This is a genomic window from Actinomadura hibisca NBRC 15177, assembly GCF_001552635.1.
Classification (GTDB): domain Bacteria; phylum Actinomycetota; class Actinomycetes; order Streptosporangiales; family Streptosporangiaceae; genus Spirillospora; species Spirillospora hibisca.
The window spans coordinates 1-20,416 of sequence record NZ_BCRO01000056.1 but is presented as its reverse complement, the minus strand read 5'-3'; the positions used below and the strand labels follow the sequence as shown (position 1 = coordinate 20,416).

The 20,416-nt window shown below is 74.1% G+C and carries 20 protein-coding genes; 12 read left to right on the top strand and 8 right to left on the bottom strand.

The features are described 5' to 3' along the window. Positions 1-10 precede the first annotated feature (10 nt). On the top strand, positions 11-1,459 hold the full coding sequence (locus AH6_RS26100) for an aminotransferase class I/II-fold pyridoxal phosphate-dependent enzyme (RefSeq protein WP_245679469.1): 1,449 nt from the start codon (positions 11-13) through the stop codon (positions 1,457-1,459). A 43-nt stretch (positions 1,460-1,502) separates the two neighbouring features. Here AH6_RS26100 and AH6_RS26095 read toward each other — a convergent pair whose 3' ends face one another. After that, complete coding sequence (locus tag AH6_RS26095) at positions 1,503-2,870, bottom strand: cytochrome P450 family protein (protein WP_067484787.1); 1,368 nt, start codon at positions 2,868-2,870, stop codon at positions 1,503-1,505. 124 nt (positions 2,871-2,994) lie between these two features. Here AH6_RS26095 and AH6_RS26090 point away from each other — a divergent pair, with 124 nt between their 5' ends. Continuing rightward, positions 2,995-3,186: a DUF5302 domain-containing protein gene (locus tag AH6_RS26090; RefSeq protein WP_067484784.1), complete on the top strand. Its 192-nt coding sequence runs from the start codon at positions 2,995-2,997 to the stop codon at positions 3,184-3,186. A gap of 99 nt (positions 3,187-3,285) precedes the next feature. Here the strand turns inward: AH6_RS26090 and AH6_RS26085 are convergent, their stop codons facing one another. The 4 genes from AH6_RS26085 to AH6_RS26070 form a co-directional block, all read right to left on the bottom strand. Beyond that, positions 3,286-3,948, bottom strand: coding sequence for a pyridoxamine 5'-phosphate oxidase family protein (locus AH6_RS26085; protein ID WP_067484781.1), 663 nt, complete (start codon positions 3,946-3,948; stop codon positions 3,286-3,288). An 83-nt stretch (positions 3,949-4,031) separates the two neighbouring features. Further along, positions 4,032-4,541 carry a hypothetical protein gene (locus tag AH6_RS26080; protein ID WP_067484778.1) on the bottom strand — a complete coding sequence of 170 codons (510 nt, stop codon included), beginning with the start codon at positions 4,539-4,541 and terminating at the stop codon, positions 4,032-4,034. 104 nt (positions 4,542-4,645) lie between these two features. After that, the gene (locus tag AH6_RS26075) at positions 4,646-4,948 is read right to left on the bottom strand and encodes a hypothetical protein (RefSeq protein ID WP_067484775.1); all 303 of its coding nucleotides are present in this window, start codon (positions 4,946-4,948) and stop codon (positions 4,646-4,648) included. Between the two features lie 191 nt (positions 4,949-5,139). Then, complete coding sequence (locus AH6_RS26070) at positions 5,140-5,913, bottom strand: SDR family NAD(P)-dependent oxidoreductase (RefSeq protein ID WP_067484772.1); 774 nt, start codon at positions 5,911-5,913, stop codon at positions 5,140-5,142. Between the two features lie 76 nt (positions 5,914-5,989). Between AH6_RS26070 and AH6_RS26065 the strand changes: the two genes are divergently transcribed. Both AH6_RS26065 and AH6_RS26060 read left to right on the top strand, forming a co-directional pair. Further along, positions 5,990-6,649: a TetR family transcriptional regulator gene (locus tag AH6_RS26065; protein ID WP_067484769.1), complete on the top strand. Its 660-nt coding sequence runs from the start codon at positions 5,990-5,992 to the stop codon at positions 6,647-6,649. A gap of 78 nt (positions 6,650-6,727) precedes the next feature. After that, positions 6,728-7,357, top strand: a complete 630-nt coding sequence (locus tag AH6_RS26060) for a TIGR03086 family metal-binding protein (protein ID WP_218005934.1) — start codon at positions 6,728-6,730, stop codon at positions 7,355-7,357. A 71-nt stretch (positions 7,358-7,428) separates the two neighbouring features. Here AH6_RS26060 and AH6_RS26055 read toward each other — a convergent pair whose 3' ends face one another. Next, a complete protein-coding gene (locus AH6_RS26055; protein WP_067484766.1) occupies positions 7,429-8,451 on the bottom strand; it encodes an MBL fold metallo-hydrolase in 1,023 nt (340 codons plus the stop codon). Between the two features lie 191 nt (positions 8,452-8,642). Between AH6_RS26055 and AH6_RS26050 the strand changes: the two genes are divergently transcribed. Beyond that, the gene (locus tag AH6_RS26050) at positions 8,643-8,849 is read left to right on the top strand and encodes a DUF5988 family protein (RefSeq protein WP_067484764.1); all 207 of its coding nucleotides are present in this window, start codon (positions 8,643-8,645) and stop codon (positions 8,847-8,849) included. A gap of 112 nt (positions 8,850-8,961) precedes the next feature. Here the strand turns inward: AH6_RS26050 and AH6_RS26045 are convergent, their stop codons facing one another. Further along, positions 8,962-10,293, bottom strand: a complete 1,332-nt coding sequence (locus AH6_RS26045; protein ID WP_067484761.1) for a M20/M25/M40 family metallo-hydrolase — start codon at positions 10,291-10,293, stop codon at positions 8,962-8,964. Between the two features lie 186 nt (positions 10,294-10,479). Here AH6_RS26045 and AH6_RS26040 point away from each other — a divergent pair, with 186 nt between their 5' ends. From AH6_RS26040 to AH6_RS26010, 7 genes are all read left to right on the top strand, one after another. Continuing rightward, entirely contained in the window at positions 10,480-12,078 is a 1,599-nt protein-coding gene (locus AH6_RS26040) for a peptide ABC transporter substrate-binding protein (RefSeq protein WP_083983466.1), read from the top strand. 6 nt (positions 12,079-12,084) lie between these two features. After that, a complete protein-coding gene (locus tag AH6_RS26035) occupies positions 12,085-13,011 on the top strand; it encodes an ABC transporter permease (RefSeq protein WP_067484754.1) in 927 nt (308 codons plus the stop codon). Between the two features lie 13 nt (positions 13,012-13,024). After that, a complete protein-coding gene (locus AH6_RS26030) occupies positions 13,025-14,005 on the top strand; it encodes an ABC transporter permease (RefSeq protein ID WP_083983465.1) in 981 nt (326 codons plus the stop codon). 2 nt (positions 14,006-14,007) lie between these two features. Then, positions 14,008-15,006: an ABC transporter ATP-binding protein gene (locus AH6_RS26025; protein ID WP_067484752.1), complete on the top strand. Its 999-nt coding sequence runs from the start codon at positions 14,008-14,010 to the stop codon at positions 15,004-15,006. Continuing rightward, a complete protein-coding gene (locus AH6_RS26020) occupies positions 14,996-16,024 on the top strand; it encodes an ABC transporter ATP-binding protein (protein WP_067484751.1) in 1,029 nt (342 codons plus the stop codon). Before AH6_RS26025 ends, AH6_RS26020 begins: the two co-directional genes overlap by 11 nt. 33 nt (positions 16,025-16,057) lie before the next feature. Next, on the top strand, positions 16,058-16,921 hold the full coding sequence (locus AH6_RS26015; RefSeq protein ID WP_067484749.1) for a spermidine synthase: 864 nt from the start codon (positions 16,058-16,060) through the stop codon (positions 16,919-16,921). A gap of 202 nt (positions 16,922-17,123) precedes the next feature. Further along, the gene (locus AH6_RS26010; protein WP_083983464.1) at positions 17,124-19,103 is read left to right on the top strand and encodes an ATP-binding SpoIIE family protein phosphatase; all 1,980 of its coding nucleotides are present in this window, start codon (positions 17,124-17,126) and stop codon (positions 19,101-19,103) included. On the opposite strand, the gene AH6_RS44075 is transcribed toward AH6_RS26010, so the two are convergent. Further along, positions 19,100-20,302, bottom strand: a complete 1,203-nt coding sequence (locus AH6_RS44075; protein WP_067484742.1) for a VldE C-terminal domain-containing protein — start codon at positions 20,300-20,302, stop codon at positions 19,100-19,102. The genes AH6_RS26010 and AH6_RS44075 overlap by 4 nt on opposite strands. Positions 20,303-20,416: the final 114 nt, after the last annotated feature.

Genomic DNA, 20,416 nt, shown 5'->3' with positions numbered 1-20,416 from the left:
AGGGGGCGCGGTGACCGGGCACATGACGCCGGAGGAGTTCCGCCGGTACGGCAAGCAGGTGATCGACTGGATCGCCGACTACCAGGAGAAGGTCGAGGCGCACCCGGTGTTGTCCCAGGCGCGGCCGGGCGACGTGCTGGCGGCGCTGCCCGAACACCCGCCGGAGCGCGGCGAGGGCTTCGAGGCGGTCCTCGCCGACATGGAGCGGGCCGTCATTCCGGGCGTCACGCACTGGCAGCACCCCTCGTTCTTCGCCTACTTCCCCGCCAACGCCAGCGGCCCGGCGATCCTGGGCGACCTGCTGTCGTCCGGGCTCGGCGTCCAGGGCATGTTGTGGGCGACCAGCCCGGCCTGCACCGAGATGGAGACGCGGGTCGCCGACTGGACGGCCGAGCTGCTGGACCTGCCCGGCGCGTTCCGGGGCCACGGCGTCATCCAGGACTCGGCCTCCAGCGCCTGCCTGGTGGCGATCCTGGCGGCGCTGCACCGCGCGACCGGCGGGCGGCCCGCCCGCGAGGGCCTGGACGGCCGCCACACCCTGTACGTCAGCTCCCAGACCCATTCGTCGCTGGAGAAGGCCGCCCGCATCACCGGCATCGGCGCGGGCAACGTGCGGGTGGTGGACGTCGATTCCGGCACGCTGGCGATGGATCCGGCGCACCTGGACGCGCTGCTGGCCGAGGACGTGGCGGCGGGCGCGACGCCGGTGCTGGTGTGCGCCACCGTCGGCACCACCTCCACCACGGCCGTGGACCCGGTGCGCGAGATCGGCGAGGTGTGCCGCAGGCACGGGGTGTGGCTGCACGTGGACGCCGCCTACGCGGGCGTCGCGGCGGTCTGCCCGGAGCTGCGCTGGATCAACGACGGCCTGGAGCTGGCCGACTCCTACGCCACCAACCCGCACAAGTGGCTGCTCACCAACTTCGACTGCACCCTGCTGTGGCTCGCCGACCCCGAGCCGATGACCGAGGCGCTGTCGATCCTGCCGGAGTACCTGCGCAACCAGGCCAGCTCCTCCGGCGAGGTCGTCGACTACCGGGACTGGCAGATCCCGCTGGGACGGCGCTTCCGGGCGCTGAAGTTGTGGTCGGTGATCCGCTGGTACGGCGCGGAGGGGCTGCGCGAGCACGTGCGCACCGGCGTCGGACTCGCGGCGCGGCTGGCGGAGTGGATCAAGGCAGATCCGGCGTTCGAGGTGCGCGACCACCACCCGTTCGGGCTCGTGTGCTTCCGGCCGCGCTGGGCGGGCCTGCCCGGCGAGGAGGCCGACGCGGCGACGCTGGCGCTGATGGAGCGGCTGAACGCCTCCGGCGACCTCTACCTCACCCACACCAGGGTCGGCGGCCGGGTCGTGATGCGCATGGCCATCGGCGGGCCCGCCACCGGCGAACGGCACGTCCGCGCGGCCTGGGACCGCATCCGGGAGGAGGCCCGCCACCTGGCCGGGGACGCCCGGTAGGCGGTGCTCCGCCCGCCGGGCTCCCGGGGAGCCCTCGGAGAGGTCAGCGGGCGAGGCGCAGGGCGCGCAGGAACCGGCGGGCCAGCGACGTCGACTGCTCGGGCTCGGCGGCGGCCTCGGGCTCGGGACGGGACGGCGAGAGCGGCCGGGCGGCCGACAGCCGGTAGTGGACCGGCAACGACCGCAGCCCGCGCATCAGCGGGGAGGAGCGCCACTCCAGCTCCTCGGGCCGCACCGCCGGGGCCAGCTCGGCGAACCGCTCCGACAGCCGCTCCACCGCGATCGTGGTGATGGTGGTGGCCAGGTCGCGGCCCAGGCAGGCGTGCGGGCCCGCGCCCCACGCCAGGTGCGCGCGGGAGCTGTAGATGGCGTCGGGCGCGCGGCCGCCGGTGAAGGCGGGGTCGGTGTGCGCGGCGGCGGGCGACAACATCACCGGGTCGCCCGCGGCGATGGTGTAGCGGCCCAGCCGCACGTCGGCGCGCGGCCAGCGGAAGGTCAGGTTGGCCATCGGCGGCGCGGCGATCGCGGCCCGGTTGACCGCCTCGGGGATCATCCCGCCCGCCAGGCCGCCGCCCCCCATGATCATCTCGGCGGCGGTGCCGCAGATCAGGGTGGCGGTGTGGTCGCCGATGAGCCCGATCAGCATGACCATCTCGCTGGTCAGCTCGGCCACGGTGAGGTCGGGGGCGGCCGCCAGCATCGTCGAGGGCAGGTCCTCGCCGGGCTCCTCCCGCTTCCGCGCGCACACCTGCGCGACCGCGGCGGCCAGCCGCCCGGCCGCCTCGCCCGCGTCGGGCCCGGCGTCCAGCAGCCGCCACATGTCCACCAGCAGCTCCTCGCCGCGCTCGGTGGAGAACCCCAGCAGCCGGTTGATCACCATGAGCGGCAGCGGCCGGGCGTACTGGGCGGCCAGGTCGGCGGTGCCGGCCGGGCCGCCCTCGGCCAGCGCGGTGATCAGGTCGTCGGCGTAGCCGCGCACCGCCGCCTCCAGCGCGCGGGCCTGCGGCCGGGTGCGCTCCTGGAACGGCTGGAGGCCCGCGCTCCACGCGGTGCGCAGCCGGGTGGACTCCCCGCCGTCGCGGAACACCGAGCAGTCCACCTCGAAGGCGGGCAGCAGCGGCCAGCCGGCCGGGACGCGGCCCTCGGCGCGGGCCCGCCAGGAGTCCAGGCGCTTGCTCCAGACGCCGCGCGAGTCGCGCAGCACCTCCAGGACCTGCGGGTAGCCGATGACCAGCCAGGCCGGGACGCCCAGCACGTCCACCGGCGCGACCGGGCCGTGGGCCTCGCGCAGGCGTTGGTAGTGCGCGGCGAGGTCGGCGTCGTGTTCGGCGGTCGGCAGCGGCTCGACGGCGAGGTCGGCGAGCGGGGGGTGGGCCGGCGCGGGGTCGGCCGGCGGCGTCTGCGGCTCCATCGATCATGAACCCTAGGGGAGAACGCCCCTGTCGCGGCCGGTACGACGCGAAATGTCCCCAGATCGTGTCGCGCGGGCGGACGTGCGAGGCTAGGAGGGAGCACAACGACAGCTGGAGGACCCTATGGCCGACTCGCCCGCCGAAGAGCACGACGCTTCCGAGGACGACGTGAAGCGCAAGTTCCGGGAGGCCCTGGAGCGCAAGCAGAGCTCCGACTCCGACAAGCACGGGGACGGCGCCGGCAGGAACGGCAAGGTGCGCGGCGCGCACGCGCGCGCCGACCACCAGCGCCAGTTCCGCCGCAAGAGCGGCTGACGACCGGACCGGGCGGGCGTCGTTGGAACGTTACGGCGCCCACCCGCGACCCCGGTCTCCGGGACCGTCACCTGGCCCGGGAGTCACTTGGCGCCGGAGTCACTTGGCCCGGGGGATGCCGTCCTTGTAGAGCTTGTCGGCGTAGGACGGGCCGTAGTAGTGCTCCAGCTCCTCCAGGGTCGCCTTCTCGTTCGGCATCACGTCCTTGGTGAGGCGGGCGTGGGAGGGGAGCGCGTCGGGGTTCCAGGTCCCGGGCTTCCACAGCTCCGAGCGCATCAGCGCCTTGCCGCAGTGGAAGAAGATCTGCTCGATCTCCACGACGATCGCGAGGATCGGGCGGTGCCCCTTGACCACCATGTCGTCGAAGAACGGGGCCTCGCGCACCAGCCGGGCCCGGCCGTTGACGCGCAGGGTCTCGCTGCGCCCCGGGATGAGGAACACCAGCCCGACGTGCGGGTTGGCCAGGATGTTGAAGTAGCCGTCGCCACGCCGGTTGCCGGGGCGTTCGGGGATGGCCACGGTGACGTCGTCCAGCACCTTCACGAAGCCCGCCGGGTCGCCCTTGGGCGACACGTCGCAGTTGCCGTCGGCGTCGCTGGTCGCGATGAGGCAGAACGGCGAGGCGGCGATCCACTCCAGGTCCCGCCGGTGCAGCCGCACCCGCTCCTTCTGGGCGGCCCGGGGCATGACCTCGCCCAGCAGCTCGCGCAACTCCTCGGGCGAAGTGATCTCCACCGAAGTGGCCTCCGTGGGCGCGGTCATGGGGGGTCCTTTCACCCGGGGGACGGGCGCTCCAGCCTAATCGGCGGCCTTCCGGCGGCCGGAGCCGGGTGGTGGCCGCCCGGTCAGTGGCCCGCGCTGAACTTCACGTAGGCGACGACGAGGCCGATGGCCATGTCCACGGCTCCGGCGACCAGCGAGACGGCCGGGCCGCCGCCCATGCGGCGGCCGCTGACGTAGCCCCAGAAGAACAGCGTGAGCACGTCGCCGGCCGCCGCGACCAGCAGCGCCGTGCGCAGCTCGATCAGCTCCAGCGCGGCGACGCCGACCAGCAGCAGCGGGCCGACCGCCGACAGCAGCAGCGGGCTGCTGACGTACAGGGCCTGGCGCGTCTCGGCGGGCGAGGGGCCGTGGCGGTGCAGGGTGCGGTAGGACTGCTGGTCGGCGACCAGGGCGGCGAGCCACAGGCCGAGGGCCGTCGCGCCCACCGTCAGGGCCGCGCCCGCGGGGTCGGGGTCGGCGAACGACAGGCCGATGGTCACCGAGACCATCGTGATGGTGGCGTAGATGCGCTCCTTGAGCCGCTCGCCCATCAGCTCCACGTCCGCCGCCGTGCGCCGGTCGTACCGTCCCATCGTGCCTCCTCCCCACCATCGTGATCATGGTGGGGGCGCGGCAACCCCCTCCGGCCGCCATCGCCGCGCAAAACCCGGGCAAGGGGCAGGATCAGCGGGCGGGATCAGCGGGCGGGGTCGGGGGAGGGGAGGCCGGTGGTCTCCCGGACGCGGGTGGTGCCCGCGCCGGTGGCCTTCCAGTGCGGCGCGGCGTAGTTCCCCGCGACGCTCTGCGTGATCGGGGCGTTGGCGGACCTGGAGTGGTCGGCGGGCCGCAGCGCGTGGGCGCTCTGGACGGTCGCCAGCAGCGTGAGGGTGCCGGGACGGGCCGCGGCGGGCGTGGAGCCCGACAGGGCGGCGAGCGCCGCTCCGGCCGCGGCGGCCAGCAGCAGCCGGGCGGCGGCGGACGCGGGCGGGGCGGCGGTCATGGGAAGAACGACACCACGACCTCGGGTGCCGTGAACATCCGGGGAGACCCGTATCCTGCCCGGCCCGGAAGCGCGGCGGACCTACGTGGTCGGGCGCTCCGTACCGCTGGTTCGCGGCCGTTTCTCCAGGTCAGAGGTGATGGAGTGGCCCGGTCCCGGGATCGTGTCCCGGGGCCGGGCCGTCCGCCGGATCACATGTGGGTGCCGCCGTCGATGCGCAGCTCGGTGCCGGTGACGAACGCGCCGTCGTCGGAGGCCAGCATCGCGACCACGCCCGCGACCGTCTCCGGCCCCGCGAACCCCTGGCCGATGGCCGGGGCGAGCTTGACGAACAGGCTCATGTCGGCGTCCTCGGGCAGGCCGGGCCCGCGCCCGGTGGTCATCCCGCTGCTGATCGAGCCCGGTGCCACCGAGACCGCACGCAACCCCTGCTTGGCGTACTCGCTGGCCAGCACGTGGGTGAACGACTGGATGCCGCCCTTGGACGCGGCATAGGCGGCCATGTAGGGATGGGCGAAACTCGCCGAGGTCGAGCTGAAGTTCACCACCACGCCGTGCCCGGACTCCAGCAGCGCCGGAAGCGCCTCCCGGGTCACCAGGAACGTGCCGGTGAGGTTCACCGCCAGGACGGTGTTCCAGAACTCCAGCGTCGTCTCGTGGGTGTGCGCCGACCGCAGGATGCCGGCCGCGTTGACCAGCGCGTCCAGGCCGCCGAGGTCGGCGACGGCGGCGGCGACGCCCTCGCGTACCGCGCTCTCGTCGGAGACGTCGAGCACGGCGGTGGTGAGCCGGTCCTGACCGGTGCCCTGCCCGGCGGCGAGCCCGGCGGTGGCGGCGAGGCCCTCGGCGTTCACGTCGAAGGCGGCGACCCGCCCGCCCTCGGCCAGGATGCGCAGCACCGTCGCCTGCCCGATGCCCGACCCGGCCCCGGTGATGATGACGCGGCGTCCTTCGAAACGGTTCATGATCTCCTCCTGGATGGCAGGTTATGCCTAAGTGGCACAACGTGCCAAGGCCCTGGTCTATGCCTAAGATCGGGCTATGGACGCGGGGCGAGGGCGCGGGGAGCAGGGGCCGGGAACGCGGGGGGCCCAGGGGACGCTGACCGAGCGCCGCAGGGCGGCCACCCAGCTGGAGATCGCCGAGGTGGCGGCGGTGTTGTTCGCCGAGCGGGGCGCCGACGGCACCACGGCCGAGGAGATCGCCCGCCGCGCCGGGGTCGCGCCGCGCACCTTCTACCGCTACTTCCGCACCAAGCAGGACGCGGTCGCGCCGCTGCTGTCGGGCGGGGCCGAGCGCTGGTTGCAGCTGCTGGCCGAGACGCCGCCGGGTCTGCCGCTGCCCGAGGCGCTGGAACGCGCCGCCCGTCTGGCCCTGGAAGCCCCCGACCAGGAGTCGGCCGACGCCTTCGCGCGCACGCGCGGCCTGCTGCGCGCCGCCGCCGGGGACCCGGCCCTGCACGCGGTGTGGCTGAAGGTCAACCAGGACTCCGAGGAGCGGCTGGCCCCGGTGCTGGCCGGGCTGATCGGACGCGCCGCCGACGCGCTGGAGGTGCGCTTGGCGGCGGCCGCCGCGACCGCCGCCATCCGCGTCGCGGTCGAGACCTGGGCGGCGGGGGACGCCCCCGCCGACGGCCCCGGCTCCCCGGCCGACCTGGGCGTGCGCTGCATGCGCGGGCTGACGGCGGGCCTGCGCCCCTGAGACGGCCGCGCCGGGCCCCTGCGGCCCGGCGATGAGTTTCGGGCCCGTCCCCGGTCGGTACCGGGGAAAGGAGCGCCCATGACGATGAACCCGGCCGAGGCGGTGGCGCTGCAACGCTACGGCGCCGAGTTGCTGGAGCGGTCGATCGCTTACGCGCTGGTCGCGTTGCAGCCGGTCACCCCGGGCGCGCTGGGGCGGCCGACGCCCTGCACGGGCTGGGACCTCGGCATGTTGCTGGCGCACTTCTCCGACTCGCTGGCCGCGCTGCACGAGGCGGTGGACGGCGGGACGGTCGGGCCGCCCGCCGCCGCGGGGCCGCCCGCGGCCGATCCGGCGGCCGGGTGCCGGTCGGCCGCCGCGCGGCTGGTCGGAGCGTGGACGGCGGCGGACCGCCAGGACCGGCTGATCACCGTGGGCGGCTGCACGTTGCGCGCCGGGGTGATCGCCGGGACGGGCGCGATCGAGATCGCCGTGCACGGCTGGGACGTGGCGCGGGCGCTGGGGGAGCGGCGGGCGATCCCGCCGTCGCTGGCCGGGCGGTTGTTGCGACTGGCCCCGATGCTGGTCACCGACGCCACCCGCGACCGGCTCTTCGCGCCGGAGATGGCGCTTTCCGAGGACGCCCCGGCGGGCGACCGGCTGCTGGCCTTCCTGGGGCGCGACCCCGGCCTGGTGCTGCCGGGCGAGGGCTGGCCCGGCGGCCCCTGAGGCGGGCCGCCGGCGGACGGGTTCCGGGCGGGACCGGGGCGGCTCCGAGCGGGGGCCGGAGCCGTCCCGGCTCAGGGACGGGGCGCGTACGAGCGGACCCCGGCCTCCTCGTGCGCGTCCAGCACGCCCTGGTCGGTGAGCACGTCGAGGTGGGCGTCGATCTCCAGGACGGCCAGCATCTGGCTGAACACGTCCAGCTCGTCCAGCTTCCGGCGGCGGCGCGTCCACGGCATGGCCCGCGCGACCTCGAAGGCGGTGGCGTGCCCGGCCCGCACCTGCTCGGCGGCGGCGTCCAGGCGCTCCTCGTGGTGCCTGAGCAGCTCGTCGATCCGGGTGTGCGCGCTGGGGGTGACGCCGCCGTGCGCGGGCAGCAGCAGCGTGTCGGGCATGTCGCGGACCAGCCGCAACGACGCCAGGTAGCTGCGCAGCGGCTTGGGCTCGGGCTCGGTCTCCAGCCCGATCGACGGCGAGATGTGCGGCAGCACGTGGTCGCCGGAGAACAGCAGCCCGGCGGCGGCGTCGCGCAGCACGATGTGGCCGCGGGTGTGGCCGGGCGTCTCGAAGACGTCCAGACCGCGCCGGTCCAGATCGATCCGCTCGCCGTCGTCGAGCCAGGCGTCGGGCATGGTGTGCGGCATCCGCCGGTCCTCGGCGCTCACGCCCGCGCCGGCGATCCGGTCGGCGATGTCGGGCGCCCCGCAGCGGCGCAGCAGCTCGGCCTGGCGCGGGTGCAGCCCGGCGGCCACGCTGAACGCCTCGATGGAGGGCCGCTCGCCGCGCCCGATCCGCACCCGGGTGCCGAACGACTCGCGCAGCTCCAGGGCCTGCGAGTAGTGGTCCCAGTGCGCGTGGGTGACCAGGAACTGCGCCACGTCGTCCAGCCGGTGGCCCAGCGTGCGCAGCGCGTCGGCCAGGGCCCTGCGGCTGTCGGGCATCGACCAGCCGGAGTCCACCACGACCGGGCCGCCCGCGTCCTCGATCACGTAGACGTTGACCGCGTGCAGCGACGGGATCGGCAGCGCCAGCGGGATGCGGTGCACCCCGGGCGCGACCGGATGGGCGCCCGGCTCGGTCCAGTCCTCGGGTTGTTCCATGACCGGTACCGCCACCGTGAGCCCCCTCCGTCGCCAAGCTGATCCGGGCAGAACCTACTTCATCGGGATGCTCCGATCAGGCGTGGGGTGGTGAATCGGGCTCCGGCCGCCGCCGACCCTGGCCCCCGGGTTCGGTCGATACCGCCGCCGGGGGATAGGCCGCGCGTCCCGCGCCGTGTGACCATCCGGGCATGAACACCTCGTTGCTGGCCTTCCTTGAGGGAGGGCCCCGCGATCTGCCCCAGCGCACGGCCCGGATCACCCCGCCCGGTGTCGAGGTGAGGCTGCCGTTCCGGGGCGGCTACGAGCACTTCCGGGTGACCTCGCGCCACCACGACACCCCGGAGGGGCGGCTGCCGGTCTTCGTGTGGGCCGGGCGGACCGCGACCACCGAGTGAGCGCCGCCGCGCCCGCCGCGCGGCCGGTGTCGCGGCCGGTCGCGCGGCGGGCGCGGCGGGGAGGCAGGCGGGGAAGGCGCGGCGAGAAGGCGCGGGCAGAAGGGCGCGGAGGTCAGCGCGTGTCGAGGAAGCGGTCGAGCACGCGGGTGCCGAACTCCAGCCCCGCCACCGGGACCCGCTCGTCCACGCCGTGGAACATCGCCTGGTAGTCCAGCTCCGGGCCGAGCAGCAGCGGGGCGAACCCGAAGCTGCGGATGCCGATCCGGGCGAACGCCTTGGCGTCGGTGCCGCCCGACATCACGTACGGCACCGGGTGCGCCGCCGCGTCCTCGGCGCGCAGCGCGCCCGCCAGCGCCGCGAACGTGGGGCCGTCGGCGTCGGCGGCGATGGCCTGCTCGTGGTTGATGAACTCGCGGGTGATCTTCGGGCCGAGCAGCCGGTCGACGGTGGCGAAGAACTCCTCGCTCAGGCCCGGCAACACCCGGCCGTCCACCTGCGCGTACGCCGAGCCGGGGATGACGTTGACCTTGTAGCCGGCGTCCAGCCGCGTCGGGTTGGCCGAGTTGCGGATCGTCCCGGCGAACAGGCGGCCGACCAGGCCGAGCCGCCGGGCCTCCGCGTCCAGCCGGTCGTGGTCGATGGGCGCGCCGAGCGCCTCGCCGAGGCCGTCCAGCAGCCGCCGCACGCCCGGCGTCAGCCGCACCGGCCACTGGTAGGACGCCAGCCGGGAGATCGCGTGGCACAGCTCGGCGACGGCGTTGTCGGCGGCGGGCTTGGACCCGTGCCCGGCGACGCCCCGCGCGGTCAGCCGCATCCACGCCGAGCCGCGCTCGCCCGTGGCGATCGGGTAGACGCGCGTGCCGGGCGCGGCGGTGACGCTGAACCCGCCCGACTCGCTGATCGCCTCCTCGACGCCGGTGAAGAAGTCCGCGTGCTCGCCCACCACGTGCCGCGACCCGTAGTCGCCGGTGCACTCCTCGTCGGCCAGGAACGCCAGCACCAGGTCGCCGCGCGTGCGGCGGCCCTCGCGCAGCCGTTGGCGCACGGTCGCCAGCGTCATCGCCAGGGTGCCCTTCATGTCCACCGCGCCGCGCCCCCACAGGTACCCGTCGCGGACCTCGCCGGAGAACGGGTGCACGCTCCACTCGCCGGGGTCGGCCGGGACCACGTCCATGTGCCCGTGGATCAGGAAGGCGGGCGCGTCCGGATCGGTGCCCGGGACGCGCGCCAGCACGTTGGCGCGGCCCGGGGCCGACTCGGCGATGACGGGATCGACGCCCACCTCGTCGAGCAGCACCGCGATGTGCTCGGCGGCGGGGCGTTCGGGGCGGCCCTTGCCCTCGCCCTCGTTGGTGGTGTCGATGCGCAGGAGGTCCGAGCAGATGCCCGCGACCTCGGCCGCGGCCGTCGGGAGGGTGCCTTCCTGCGATGGAGCCTGGGTCATGAACCTGCCTTCCGTAGGGTTCCTGCGTTCGGTCCACGCGCTGACCTCGGCCGACGCCGGGAGCGCCGGATCATGATCTCGATCAGGTGACGAATGGATCAGGGCCGGGCCGCGCGGGGGACGTGGGGTATGACGCTCCCAGCCACGCGCCGGGTCGTGCCGCCCGGCGCTTACTGAGGGAGGACCATGACCCACCTCAAGGGAGCCGCCGGGCTGTCGGCGCTGACGCTGGCGGTGGCCGTCGCGGCGGCGGGCTGCGGCGGCGGAGGGGGCCAGGGCGGATCGGACGGGACGTTCGTCGTCGGCCACCCCGAACCCGACCACCTGGTCCCGGGCAACACCACCAGCAGCTACGCCTTCGACGTGCTGAGCGGGCTGTTCGAGAACCTGGTCGGGCTGAGCCGGGACGGCAAGCCGGTCAACCAGGCCGCCGAGTCGCTGACCACCACCGATCAGAAGGTCTGGACGATCAAGGTCAGGGCGGGGCAGAAGTTCCACAACGGGGAACCGGTCACCGCCGGGAGCTTCGCCGACGCCTGGAACAACGCAGCATACGGACCCAACGCCTATGAGGCGAACGACTACTTCTCCGAGATCCAGGGGTACGACGAACTCAACCCCGAGGACGAGAAGGCCACCCCCAAGACCAAGACGCTCTCGGGGCTCCAGGTGGTGGACGACAGCACCCTCAAGGTCACGTTGAAGAACCCCTTCAACCAGTTCCCCCTGCTGCTCACCTACCCCGCGTTCGCGCCCATCCCCAAGGCCGGGCTCGCCGACCTGAAGGCCTACGAGGAGAAGCCGATCGGCAACGGCCCCTACGAGGTCAGCGGCAAGTGGGAGCGCAACAAGCAGATCAAGCTGGTGCCGTTCTCCGGCTACACCGGCCAGCGCAAGCCGCGCAACAAGGGGGTGACCTGGAAGAGCTACTCCAGCGCCGACACCACCTACACCGACCTGCGCGCCGGGCGCGTGGACGTGATGCAGACCATCCCCGCCGCCAAGGTGCCCGAGGCCAAGCGGCTGCTGGGGAACCGGTTCCTGCCGCGCAAGACCGGCACCACCGACTACCTGGGCTTCCCCCTGTTCGACAAGCGGTTCGCCAACCCCGACCTGCGCAAGGCGATCTCGATGTCGATCGACCGACAGGGCATCAACAAGGCCGTCTACAACGGCGACTACCTGGTGGCCGACTCGCTGCTGCCGTCGATCATCCCCGGGCACCGGCCGAACGCCTGCGGTGAGGCGTGCACCTACGACCCCGCCAAGGCCAAGGCGCTGTTCGACAAGGCGGGCGGCTTCAAGGGCACGATGGAGCTGTACCTGTCGAACGCGCAGCCCAGCTACGCGCAGTGGATGCAGATCGTCGCCAACTCCCTGAAGCAGAACCTCGGCATCGCCGACGTGCAGTTGCGCATCATCCCCGCCTCCGACTACTTCTCCGTCCTCGCCAAGAAGGAGGAGAAGGGCCCCTACCGGCAGAACTGGGAGGCCGACTACCCCAGCGCCCAGAACTACCTGCAGAACATGTGGGGCGGCGCGGGCAACCGGATGGACTGGAAGAGCAAGGAGTTCGACGGCCTGATCACCAAGGCCAACAGCGCCGCCGACGAGCAGGAGGCGCTGAAGTTCTACAACCAGGCCGAGGACCTGGCGGTGCGCGAGCTGCCGCAGACGCCGCTGTGGACCTGGGCCGGGCAGGGCGGCCGGTCGGCGCGGGTGGACAACGTGACCATCACGCCGTACGCGTCCGGGCTGCTGGTCCACGAAGTGACGGTGAAGTAGCCCGCGATGTGGCGCTACGCGCTGCGGCGGCTGCTCCAGGCCGTCCCCGTCTTCTTCGGCACCACGCTGCTGATCTACTGCATGGTGTTCGCGCTGCCGGGCGACCCGATCCAGGCGCTGGCCGGTGACAAGCCCGTGCCCGAGTCGGTGGCGCAGGCGCTGCGGGCCCGCTACAACCTCGACGACCCGGTGCTGGTGCAGTACGCCAAGTACCTGGGCGGCCTGCTCACCGGCGACCTCGGCGAGAACTACACCGGGCAGAAGGTGTCGGAGATGCTCGGCGGGCGCTGGACGGTGACGGCGAGCCTCGCCGTCACCGCCTGGATGTTCGAGCTGGTGATCGGCATCGCGCTCGGCGTGTGGGCCGGGCTGCGGCGCGGCAGGCTCGCCGACACGCTGGTGCTGGGCGGCACCACGCTGCTGATCGCGGTGCCGGTGTTCGTCCTCGGCTACACCGCGCAGCTCGCGTTCGGCGTGCACTGGCCGATCCTGCCGTCGGCGGGCACCGACGAGGGCTGGCCGGTGAGCTACCTGCTGCCCGGGATCGTGCTGGGCTCGCTGGGCCTGTCGTACGTGGCGCGGCTGACCCGCACCAGCCTGGCCGAGAACCTGCGCGCCGACTACGTGCGCACCGCCCGCGCCAAGGGCCTGTCCCGGGTCCGGGTGGTGGGGCGGCACGCGCTGCGCAACTCGCTGATCCCGGTGGTGACCTACCTCGGGGTGGACTTCGGGTCGCTGATGGGCGGCGCGATCGTCACCGAGGGCATCTTCAACCTGCCGGGCGTCGGCCAGCAGGTGTTCCAGTCCATCCAGCTCAAGGAGGGGCCGGTGGTGGTCGGCGCGGTGACCCTGCTGGTGCTGATCTTCCTGCTGGTCAACCTGGTGGTGGACCTGCTGTACGGGCTGCTGGACCCGCGGATCAGGTACGAGTGACGGCGGAGCGCGCATGAAGATCGAAGATCCGGCGGAACCGGCCGCGGGGCCGGTGCAGACGACGGCCCCGACGACGGGGACGGCCCCGGGAGCGGGCGGTGTGCCCGCCGAGGCGGTGGCCGAGGCGGGCGGGCTGGTCGCGGGCCGCGCGGCGTCGCTCTGGCACGACGCCTGGTACGACCTGCGGCGGCGCGCCCTGTTCTGGGCGCCGGTCGCGGTGCTGCTGCTGGTCGGGACGATGGCGGCCGTGCCGGGCCTGTTCACCGGCCGGGGCGAGAACGAGGGCTGCGACCCCAACGTCGCCAAGCTCGGCCCGTCCGGCGCGCACTGGTTCGGCACCGACCTGGCGGGTTGCGACTACTACGCGCACGTGGTGCACGGCGCGCGGCCCACGCTGCTGATCGGCGTGGTGGTGACGCTGTTCGCGTTCGCGATCGCGGTGGTGCTGGGCATGCTCGCCGGGTACTACGGCGGCCCGGTGGACACGCTGATCGCCCGGCTGACCGACGTGTTCTTCGGGCTGCCGTTCGTGCTGGGCGCCACGGTGATCCTGGTCGCCTTCCCCGGGCACGGCGTCGGCGCGATGACGCTGGTGCTGGTGCTGCTGGGCTGGACCACGATGATCCGCATCATGCGCGGCCAGGTGATCGCGGTGCGCGACGCCGACTACGTGCAGGCCGCGCGGTTGCTGGGCGCCTCCGACCGGCGGATCATGACCCGGCACGTGCTGCCCAACGCGCTGGCCCCGGTGATCGTGGTGGCCACCCTCAACGTCGGCAACGTGATCGCGGGGGAGGCCACCCTGGACTTCCTCGGCGTCGGCCTCCAGTACCCCGAGGTGTCGTGGGGCCTGCAACTGAACCAGGCCCAGTCCTACGTCATCGACCACCCGCACCTGCTGGCGTTCCCGGCGGTGTTCCTGTCGCTGACGGTGCTGAGCTTCCTGCTGCTGGGCGACGCCGTGCGCGACGCCCTCGACCCGAAACTGCGGTGACCATGGACCTGGAGAAAGACCCGCCGCTGCTGGAGGTGGCCGACCTCAGCGTGGAGTTCGCCGTGCGCGGCGGGGCCGTGCGGGCCGTCAACGGCCTGTCCTACACCCTGCGCGAGGGCGAGACGCTGGCGATCCTGGGGGAGTCGGGGTCGGGCAAGAGCGTGGCCGCCCAGGCGGTGATGGGCATCCTGGACTCCCCGCCCGCGCGCGTCACCGGCGGGTCGGTGCGGCTGCGCGGCGAGGAGCTGCTCGGCCTGCCCGAGCGGCGGCGGCGCGCGTACCGGGGCGACCGCGTTTCGATGATCTTCCAGGACGCGCTGAGCGCGCTGAACCCGGTGTTCACCGTCGGCGACCAGCTCGCCGAGATGTTCCGCGCGCACCGGGGGATGCGCCGCCGGGAGGCGCGGGACCGGGCGGCCGAGCTGATGGAGCGGGTGCGCATCCCGTCGGCGCGGCGGCGGCTCGGCGACCATCCGCACCAGTTCTCCGGCGGCATGCGGCAGCGCGTGATGATCGCGATGGCGCTGGCGCTGGAGCCGGACGTGCTGATCGCCGACGAGCCCACCACCGCGCTGGACGTCACCGTGCAGGCGCAGATCATGCGGCTGCTCGCCGACCTCCAGGACGAGCTGCGGATGGGGATGGTCCTCATCACCCACGACCTGGGCGTGGTCGCCGGGGTCGCCGACCGCATCGTCGTCATGTACGCCGGGGCGGTCGCCGAGCAGGCGCCCGCCGCCGCCCTGTACGCCCGGCCCGCGCACCCCTACACCGCCGGGCTGCTGGCGTCGGTGCCGCGCATCGACCGGGGCGGCGGGGCGCTGCACCCGATCAAGGGCGCGCCGCCCGACCCCGCCGCGCTGCCGTCCGGATGCCCGTTCCATCCGCGCTGCCCGCGCGCCGAAGCGGTCTGCGCGGCCGAGGTCCCGCCGCTGGTCGAGGTCGCGCCCGGCCACGCGGCGGCCTGCCACTTCGCCGAGGAGGTGCACGGTGGGAACTGAGACTGCGGAGGAGACCCCCGCGCCGCCGATCCTCCAGGTGGAGGGCCTGGTCAAGCACTATCCGGTCACCCAGGGCGTGGTGGTCAAGCGCACCGTCGGGCTGGTCAAGGCCGTGGACGGGGTGGACCTGGAGCTGCGGCGCGGCGAGGCGCTGGGTGTGGTGGGGGAGTCCGGCTGCGGCAAGTCCACCCTGGCCAAGCTGCTGCTGGCGGCCGAGCGTCCCACCGCCGGGACCGTGCGCTTCGACGGCCGCGACGTGTTCGCGCTGGGCCGCCGCGAGCTGCGGGGCCTGCGCAGGCGCATCCAGATGGTGTTGCAGGACCCCTACTCCTCGCTCAACCCCCGCATGACGGCCGGTGACATCGTGCGGGAGCCGTACGAGATCCACCCCGAGGCCGTGCCCAAGGACGAGCGCCGCACCCGCGTCGAGGAGCTGCTGGAGCTGGTCGGCCTCCACCCCCGCCACATCGACCGGTACCCGCACCAGTTCTCCGGCGGGCAGCGGCAGCGCATCGGCATCGCCCGCGCGATCGCGCTGCGCCCGGACGTGCTGGTGTGCGACGAGCCGGTGTCGGCGCTGGACGTGTCGGTGCAGGCCCAGGTGATGAAGCTGCTGGACGAGCTGCGCGGCGAGCTGGGCCTCGCGTACGTGTTCATCGCCCACGACCTGGCGGTGGTCCGGTACGTCGTGGACCGGGTCGCGGTCATGTACCTGGGCCGCATCGTGGAGACCGGCGACGTGGCCGAGATCTACGAGCACCCCACCCACCCCTACACCCAGGCGTTGTTGTCGGCGGTCCCGGTGCCCGACCCCACCCGCCGGACGCGGCCGATCATGCTGGAGGGCGAGCCGCCGTCGCCGCTGGACCCGCCCTCGGGCTGCCCCTTCCGCACCCGCTGCTGGAAGGCCGCCGACATCTGCGCCGAGCAGGTCCCCGAGTTGAGGCCGCGCGAGGGCTCGGCGCACCCCAGCGCCTGCCACTTCGCGGCCGAGGACGCCCAGGTCGGCAGCGGCTGATCCGGACGCCGCAACGGTCCGTAGAGTGGTGCCATGGCACGTAGGGGAAGGACGCCGGAGCCGAAGCAGGACCTGCACCGGATCGCCGGGGGCGAGGCCGAGCTGTTGCGCGACACCGACCGCGACGGCGGCTGGGTGTTGTGCGTGGGCGGGGTCCCGCAGTCCTACGTGGACCTGTCCGACCCGACCCACCTCGACTTCGAGTACATGAAGCTGATGGGCGACGTCGTGGACTGCCTCGGGCCCGACGGCGAGCCCTTCGACGCGGTCCACATCGGCGGGGCCGGGTGCACGCTGCCGCGCTACGTCGCCGCGACCCGGCCCGGATCGCGGCAGGTGGTGCTGGAGCCGGACGGCGAGCTGGTCCAGCTCGTCCGCGAGCGGCTGCCGGTCAAGAACGTGCCGGGGCTCAAGATCCGCGTGATCGACGGGCGCGCCGGGCTCGCGGCGGTGCCCGACGCCGCCGACGACCTGGTGGTGCTGGACGCCTTCGCCGAGGCCGCCGTCCCGGCCGACCTGGTCACCGCCGAGTTCGCCGCCGAGGCCGCGCGCGTGCTGCGGCCCGGCGGCGTCTACCTGGCGAACATCGCCGACGGGTTCCGGCTGCCGTTCGCGCGGCGCTACGCCGCCACGGTGCGCACGGCGTTCCGCCACACGCTGCTGCTGGCCGACCCGGGGGTGCTGCGGGGCCGCCGCTTCGGCAACCTGATCGTGGCCGCGTCCCGGACGCCGCTGCCGGTCGCCGAGCTGAACCGGCGCGCGGCGGGCGGCTTCGCGCGGGCCCGGCTGCTGGAGGGCGACGACCTGACCGACTTCATCGCCGGGGCCGCGCCCCTGCGCGACGGCGAGGAGTTCGCCACGCCCGCGCCGCCGCCCCAGGTCTTCGGAAAGCCGTAACGGATCGCCGCGAGCACGACCGAACGCAATTCCAGGCCGGGCCCGCCGCCCTCATTGAAACAGGCACGCCCGGCCATTGTTGCCAGGCCGAAAAGGGAAGCGGCAATTCGCGGGCACCGCCCTGCGCGATCGCCCGACGCCCGGCCGCCCGGTGTCCCATAATCGAGCGATGGAGTCGTCCACCCGAATTCTCATTCTCGGCATGGATTCGTCGGGGAAGGTGCTCCAGTTCGACCGCAACGCCGCCGCGGTGCTGGGCGGGGACGCGGGCGAACTGCTGGGCGCGCAGGTGGACGAGCTGATCGTCGGTGCCCGGGAGCCCCTCACCGAGGTCGTGCGGCACGGCCGCGAGCGCACCGCCGTGCTGCCGGTCGAGACCCGCCACGGCGGCGTGCACGACGCCGTCGTCACCCTGCACCCGATGAACGGCGGCGATCCCGACCTCGCCGCGCTCGCGGTGGTCCGGGTGCCGGTGCCGCTGGCCGACCGGTTCCTCGACCCGGCCGTCATCCGGCGCGCGCTGCTGGACGACGCGCTGCCGCGCATCGGCGCGACCCTCGACCTCGACCTGCTGGCGCGCGGCCTGATGGAGGTGCTGGTCCCGCACTTCTGCAACTCCGGCGGCCTGCTGCTGCTGGAGAGCCTGGTGGACGCCGACGAGCCCCCGGCCGGCGGCTCGCCGGTGCTGCGCCGCATGGCGATCCGCTTCGACGACGCCGACCCCGCCTGGGACGCCACCTTCCCCACCGGCGAGACCCTGTCCTACCCCGAGCGCACGCCGTTCGCGACCTGCCTGCGCACCGGCGAACCCGTCCTCGCGCCCATGGACGGCGACCAGGCCGCCCGCCTCGCCGCGGCCTGGCGGCGGCCCCCGGTCGCCGACCTGCTCAAGGGCGCCTCGATGTTGCTGCTGCCGATCGTCGGCGCCGACCGCGGCGTGCTCGGCATGTTCGTGTGCGTCCGCGACCCCGCGCACCGCCCGTTCGACGCCTACGACGTGGAGCTCGGCACCGGGTTCGCCGCCCGCGCCGCCATCTTCATCGAGAGCGCCCGCCGCTACGGCCGCGAGCGCGCCACCGCGCTGACGTTGCAGCGCAGCCTGCTGCCCACCGGCCTGTCGGCGCCCTCCTCGGTCGAGGTGCACCACCGCTACCTGCCCGGCAGCCGCCTGATCGAGGTCGGCGGCGACTGGTACGAGGCGATCGCGCTGCCCGGCGCGCGGGTCGCGCTGGTGGTCGGCGACGTCGCCGGGCACGGCGTGCGTGCCGCCGTCACCATGGGCCGCCTGCGCACCGCCATCCACACTTTGGCCGGGCTGGAGCTGCCGCCCGCCGAGGCGCTGGAGCGCCTGGACTCGCTGATGCGCTCGCTGGGCGAGCGCGAGCCGCACTTCGCCACCTGCGCCTACGTCGTCTACGACGCCGTCATCGGCCGCTGCGAGGTCGCCAGCGCCGGGCACCTGCCGCCGCTGCTGGCCCCGCCCGGCGGCGAGGCGGTGTTCGTGGACGTGCCGCCCGCGCCGCCGCTCGGCATCGGCGACGGCCGCCCGGTCGTCAGCCGCGCCTTCACCGTCGAGGACGACACCCTGCTGTTCCTCTACACCGACGGCCTGGTCGAGAACCGCGCCCGCGACATCGACGACGGCCTGGACCGGCTGCGCGCCACCTTCGACCGCACCGGCGACGTCGGCCGGCCGCGCGGCCCGCGCCCGCTGGAGGAGTTGTGCCAGGCCACCCTGGACGGCGTCTTCGACGACCAGCACCGCGACGACATCGCGATGCTGGTGGCCCGGCTGCGCCGCATCCCCGCCGACGACCACGTGTCCTGGGAGCTGCCCGCCGACGCCGCCGCCGTGCGCCGCGCCCGCGGCCTGATCCGCCAGCGGCTGGCCGACTGGAAGCTGGACGACCTCGCCGACTCGACCGTGCTGATGGCCTCGGAGCTGGTCACCAACGCGATCCGGCACGCCGGGGGCCGCCTCACGCTGCGCCTGGTCCGCGAGGGCGGGCTGGTGTGCGAGGTGTTCGACTCCTCCGACGGCCGCCCGCGCATCCGCAGCGCCGACGACTCCTTCGCCGAGTCGGGGCGCGGCCTGCACGTGGTGAGCCGCCTGGCCACCCGCTGGGGCGTGCGCCGCACCGGCGGCGGCAAGGCCGTCTGGTGCGAGCAGGAGCTGCCCTAGCGCAGCACCGAGATGTGCACGTGGTCGTAGTGGTTCTGGGTGATGCTGCCCCGGTCGCCCATCGCGCGCCAGCCGCCGCCCCGCACGTTCCAGATGTGCTGCTTCCAGATCACGTACGAGATGCCGAGGCGCTGGGCGTTGCTGATGGCGTACTGGGCGACCTGGTCGCCGTGGCGCTGCGCGCTGGCCGACGGCATGCGGCCCGTGGTGGTCTCCATGAAGTCGCAGGCGCGGCCCTTGCCGTGGTCCTGCGGGTCGCCGGTGCTGCGGTAGCAGCCGATCACCGGGAACGGGCCGAACATGGTGTTCAGCTCCAGCACCACCGACCGCATCGTGGGCGTCATCATGTTGCCGGTGATGATCGAGCGCTGCGTGGTCACGTTGTCGGGACGCCCGGTGACCTGCGGCTGCTCGCGCGGGGTGGTCGCCTTCTCCTCCCGCTGCGCGCCCAGCAGCGCGATCTTGGTGCCGCGCGGCAGGATCTTCCGCAGCTGCTTGCCGAGCTTCTTGGCGTCGGTCTTGGGCGCGCTGAGCACCAGCGCGTTGCCCTGCGGCATCCCGAGGGCGCGGGCCTGGTCGCGGGAGACCACCGCGTCCACGTCGCCGATGCCCATCGAGGCGTACGCGCCGACCCGCACCTGGCCCGGCGCGTTGCTCCGCCCGGCCGGGACGACGCCGCCGAGCGGCAACGACCCGTCCTGGCTCAGCTCGAACGACACGGCCAGCCCGCCGGTCGCGACCGTCTGCCAGAGCTGGTCGGACTCGGCCGTCCGGCGCGGCGCGAACGCCCGGAACGTCGAGGGGTCGACGCCCAGCAGCCCGACCCGGCGCCCGGCGACCTGGGCCTGCGCGGCGTCCACCACCGCGACCCCGGCCACGCCCTTGAGCCGCCGGGCCCGCTCGACCGCCTGCGGCGGCAGCGCGGCGCTCCCGGCGATCAGCATGTGCGGGGTGAGGCGGCGGCTCAGCGGCGCGACCGCGCCGGGCTGCTGCCGGGCGGCGTCCTGCTGGGAGACCGACACGAGCGTGCCGGGATCGGCCCGGCCGGGCCCCATCTCGCCGTCGCCCGCGTTCCAGACGATCAGCACGGTCACGTTCCCGGCGACCGTGAGCACCGAGGCCGCGGCGAGCGCGACCGGCACCGTGCGCCCCCAACGCAGGACGCCCCGGCCGCCGCTGCCCGCCCCACGCCTGCGCACCTGGCCCCCGCCCTCCGCCGATCCTCCGCTGATCTACGCCCCGGCCCCCAGATCTTAGACAGCGCCGCGGCGGGCGGCCAGACGGGGGCGTGGGCTACAGGGGTTCTTGTGTAG